Annotated in this window: 5 protein-coding genes and 1 pseudogene; all 6 read right to left on the reverse strand. The window is 74.5% G+C overall.

Annotation, left to right across the window (positions count from 1 at the left end; translation table 11 throughout):
* Nucleotides 1-59 precede the first annotated feature (59 nt).
* On the reverse strand, nucleotides 60-650 hold the full coding sequence (locus ADY01_RS33740) for a putative glycolipid-binding domain-containing protein (protein WP_049580575.1): 591 nt from the start codon (nucleotides 648-650) through the stop codon (nucleotides 60-62).
* Complete coding sequence (locus tag ADY01_RS33745; protein ID WP_049580576.1) at nucleotides 647-1,258, reverse strand: SMI1/KNR4 family protein; 612 nt, start codon at nucleotides 1,256-1,258, stop codon at nucleotides 647-649. The genes ADY01_RS33740 and ADY01_RS33745 overlap by 4 nt, the downstream gene beginning before the upstream one ends.
* A gap of 17 nt (nucleotides 1,259-1,275) precedes the next feature.
* A complete protein-coding gene (aroQ, locus tag ADY01_RS33750) occupies nucleotides 1,276-1,869 on the reverse strand; it encodes a gamma subclass chorismate mutase AroQ (RefSeq protein WP_049580577.1) in 594 nt (197 codons plus the stop codon).
* 130 nt (nucleotides 1,870-1,999) lie between these two features.
* Nucleotides 2,000-2,266 (reverse strand): methyltransferase domain-containing protein, encoded by a 267-nt coding sequence (locus tag ADY01_RS41970; RefSeq protein WP_049580578.1) that lies wholly within the window; start codon nucleotides 2,264-2,266, stop codon nucleotides 2,000-2,002.
* 124 nt (nucleotides 2,267-2,390) lie between these two features.
* A complete protein-coding gene (locus ADY01_RS33760; RefSeq protein ID WP_049580579.1) occupies nucleotides 2,391-3,155 on the reverse strand; it encodes a thioesterase II family protein in 765 nt (254 codons plus the stop codon).
* Between the two features lie 389 nt (nucleotides 3,156-3,544).
* Nucleotides 3,545-3,766, reverse strand: a pseudogene (locus tag ADY01_RS41125) (chorismate-binding protein); the annotation flags it as partial.
* Nucleotides 3,767-3,891: the final 125 nt, after the last annotated feature.

The raw sequence follows: 3,891 nt of genomic DNA on the forward strand, positions 1-3,891 counted from the left end.
CGCCTGACCCCGCCCGCGACCGCGGCCCGCCCGAACTCCGTGCGGGAAAGCGCCCGTTGTCAGGCGGCGCGGATGGCGATGCCCGGGTAGGCGAGCACGAGACCCGACCCGTCGTAGACCAGGCGGCAGGCGACGTCGAAGACCGGGGCCTCGTAGTCGTAACGCTGGTGGCCGCCCTCGTCGGCGGTGCGGGCGTAGCCCTGCTCCAGGCGCTCCACCCCGAGGCCGAGGGCGCGGACGTACGCGGCCGGGGCCCGGCCCTGCCCGCCGACCGGCAGGGCCATGCGGTGCACGGGGAAGGCGTTGGTCATCGCGGAGGACTCCAGGTCGACGTCGAAGCAGCCGTCCAGGTGCGGCGCCGCCTCGCCGTCCACCAGCCAGTGGCCCTCGCCGTCGCCCCGCAACTCCGTCGAGCGCCTCCCGGCCTCCGACGTGCCGGTGACCCGTGCCGTCCGCGTCCGCCAGGACGCGTCCACGGTGATCCGGTACTCCACCACCCAGGCGTCGCCCTCCTCGACGGCGGTGGTGCAGCCCTCGATCGCGTGGCCGCCCCCGTCGTCGCCGTGGAAGTGCACGACCTCGAACCCGGAGCGCGCCTCCTGGTGCGCCCAGGCGGCGCTCCTCGGCGGCGCGGCGAACGCGGATGTCATGCCTGCCCCCGGCCGCCCAGCGGCTGCCTCACGGGCTGCTCCACATAGGCGTCCAGCCACGCGAGATACCACTCCTCGAAGGCGCCCTGCGAGGACATGCCGTTGTCGCAGCCCCGGTCGTCGAACCAGACCCTGCCCCGCTCGGGGCCGGTGACGACGAGCCGGTGGAACGCCCCGCAGCCGAACTCGGCGATCAGCAGGGAGCCCTGGACATACCGGTCGTGGAAGTAGTCGTCCTCGCTCAGGTCGGTCGGGTTCCAGCGCTCGGTGTGCGGGAACGGCGCGGTGAGAAAGCCGGAGGTGGCGCGTTCCTCCCGGTCTCGGCTCTCCATGTCCGAGCCGTCGAGGCGGAAGAGGCCGTAGTAGGGGCCCGCCCCGCCGTCACCCACCTCGGTGAGGAAGCTCCGGTAGGACTCGGGCAGGCGAACGCCCTGCCGCTCCTCGAACGCCACCACCTCGGCCTCGGCGAGCGGCTCGCCCAGCCGGTACCGGTGGCGGGCCGCGCCGAATCGCCCGAACGAGGGATCGTCCGCCGCGAGTTCGGCGACTCTCGCACGCACCCCGTGCCCCGCCCAGACGCCGTCGTCTTCGCGTGTGCTCTGGCTCATGGAGGCACCCTAGGCGGTCAGCCGCAGACCGAGCCAACGGCCCGCCGCAGGGCGGAGGTTCGCACGGGATCCAGGCCGCGGGCGGCGCAGGCCCGGGTGGTCTCGCCGGACAGGAGGGCCGGGCAGACGGCGGCGGCACGGGCCGGCGCCGAGTCGGCGAGGGCATGGACCAGCGACCGGTTCGCGCGGTCGATGTCCTCGCGCGCTTCGGCCAGCGCACCGGGCCCGGCGGGCGGCGCGGAGGCGGGATCCGCCGACCAGGCGGCGTGCAGGGCGCGTTGGACGGACTTCCCCGCCGCGATCTGGTCGGTGAGGACGGCCTCCGCCACCGCGGGGGAGAGGCCGCGCTCAACGGCCAGCGCCCGCGCCCGGCCGATGACCTCCGCCTCCCGCCGCGGGTCCTCGATCGGCGAGCCGTCCGCCCACTTGGCCGCGGCCACGACGTCGGCCGCGGCCAGCCGCTCGGCCGAGACCTCCACCACCGCGCGCAGCGGGGATGCCGCGGCGGCCGGGGGCGCCGTCGTGGAGAGGGCCAGGCAGGCGAGCACGGCGGAGAGCGCCCCGTGGAGCGTTCGCCGCGTGGCCGCGCGCGTGCTCAGGTTCTCGATCACGCCACAGTGATAGCAGGCGCAACGCCCCGGCGGACGCCACGGCGCCCGCGCCGTCAGGGACGGCGGAGCCGGACGGCGAGGAAGGACGGCGCGTCGTGCGGCTTGGCGTGGGCCGCCTCGTCGACCGCGTTCAGCCCCGGGACCGGCCGTGGCTCGACGAGCCGTTCCAGGACGAATCCGGCCGCCGGCGCCGGCCGTCGGATGCGTCGTGGAGGGCGCCAGCCATCCGCCGGGGCGCAAGGACCCGCAGGAACTCGCGGAGAAGCCACGGGCGGTCGCGGACATGGTGGATCACCAGCGCGCACAGCACCCCGTCGAACGAGGCGTCCCCGGCGAACCCCAGGGGCCGCAGCCGCGTCGAGGACCCGAGACCCGGCCATCCGGCCGATGAGGTCACGCAACGCCGGGCATTCGGTCCAGGCCTTGCAGGGGCTCGTGTCGGCGCTGGCGGCGAAGAAGTCGCCGGGGGCCGCGGTGGGCGGCCCCCCCGTTCTCAGACGTCAGACCGGATGACGCGCGACTCAGCCGGGGGAACGTGACGCCATGTGGGCCCGTACGTGATCCCTGATGGAGCTGAGGATGGCGGGCACCTGGCTGTTCAGGTAGAAGTGCCCGCCGGGGAAGACGCGGAGGTCGAACGCACCGGAGGTGTGATCCCCCCACGACGTGGCCTCGTCCACCGTGGACTTCGGGTCCGCGTCGCCGATGAGGGCGAACACCGGGCAGGAGACCTTCACCAGCGCGTCGGGACGGTAGGTCTCGGCGGCCTTGTAGTCGTTGCGGAGCGCCGGAAGGATCATGCGCAGGACCTCGTCGTCCCCCAGCAGGGAGGCGTCGGTACCGCTCAGCGCCTTCACCTCGGCGATCAGGCCGTCGTCGTCCCGGGTGTGGACGCTCTCGTCCCGGGGCCGCGACGGGGCGCGCCTGCCCGACACGAACAGGCCGGTCGGCGTCACCCCCGCCTTCTCCAGACGCTGCGCCACCTCGTAGGCGAGGGAGGCGCCCATGCTGTGCCCGAACAGCGTGACCGGGCGGTCGGCCCACGGCAGCAGCGCCTCGGCGACCTGGTCCGCCAGTTCCTCGATGGAGTCGATGCAGGGCTCCCTCATCCGGTCCTGACGGCCCGGGTACTGCACGGCGAGCACATCGACCGCGGGGGACAGCGACCGGGACACGGAATAGAAGTAGCTGGCCGAACCACCCGCGTGCGGTAGGCAGACCAGGCGGGTCCGCGCGTCGGGGGCAGGGTGGAAGCGCCGCACCCAGAGGTCGGCGGTGGAGGGCATGGTCGACAGTGTCCTTTCCGGTCCGGTCGGGTGTGACTCGGCCCGGCCCCGGTTGCGCCGCGCGGCGCAGGCGGCGGGGACGTTCACCGAGTCGCCGTCCGACCCTCCCAGTGGCCCGGTTCGCGTGCAACCCCTGCCTCTGCCCCAGCGCCCGGTGCCGCCTACGCCCCCGACGTTCACAAGGCATTGCTTGAGCGATCCGCGACGGGATCGCCAGCCCCTCAGAGGGCGGGCCGCAGTGGCGCGCTGATACTCCCCGGATCTCCTCCGCCGGTCCCCTCACACACGTTGCGACGGCACACGCGAGGGCTACCCCGGCGAAGCGGCGGCGCATCCGTGATCTCCGCGATCTCCGCGATCCTCGGCCCGCGGCGTGCCCGCCGCCGGATTCAGCCCCCCCCCCCCCCGCGCCCGGGGAACGGCGCGTCCACCAGCCGCAGCAGCGGCTCCGCCTTCACGGCCGTCTCCTCGAACTCCGCCTCCGGATCCGACAGCGCGATGATCGCGCCCCCCACCCCGTACCGCACCCGCCCCGGCGTGACCACGGCGGTCCGGATGACCACACTGAGATCCGCCGCGCCGGACAGCGAGAAGTACCCCACACACCCCGAGCACGCCCGTGGAGACCACCATCGACCTGGCCGTCCAGCGGGCGGCCGAGGCGGCGCTCGACGACCTGGGCCGGGACGGCTCCATCGTCGCCGTCCAGCCCTCCACGGGGAACGTCCTGGCCGCC

Source organism: Streptomyces sp. SBT349 (genome assembly GCF_001083795.1).
In the GTDB taxonomy this organism is placed as follows: Bacteria; Actinomycetota; Actinomycetes; order Streptomycetales; family Streptomycetaceae; genus Streptomyces.

Excerpts from the sequence above, each read along its gene's own strand:
- ADY01_RS33740 (WP_049580575.1), bottom strand. The coding sequence starts at position 650 with ATGACATCCGCGTTCGCCGCGCCGCCGAGGAGCGCCGCCTGGGCGCAC.
- ADY01_RS33745 (WP_049580576.1), bottom strand. The coding sequence starts at position 1,258 with ATGAGCCAGAGCACACGCGAAGACGACGGCGTCTGGGCGGGGCACGGG.
- ADY01_RS33760 (WP_049580579.1), bottom strand. The coding sequence starts at position 3,155 with ATGCCCTCCACCGCCGACCTCTGGGTGCGGCGCTTCCACCCTGCCCCC.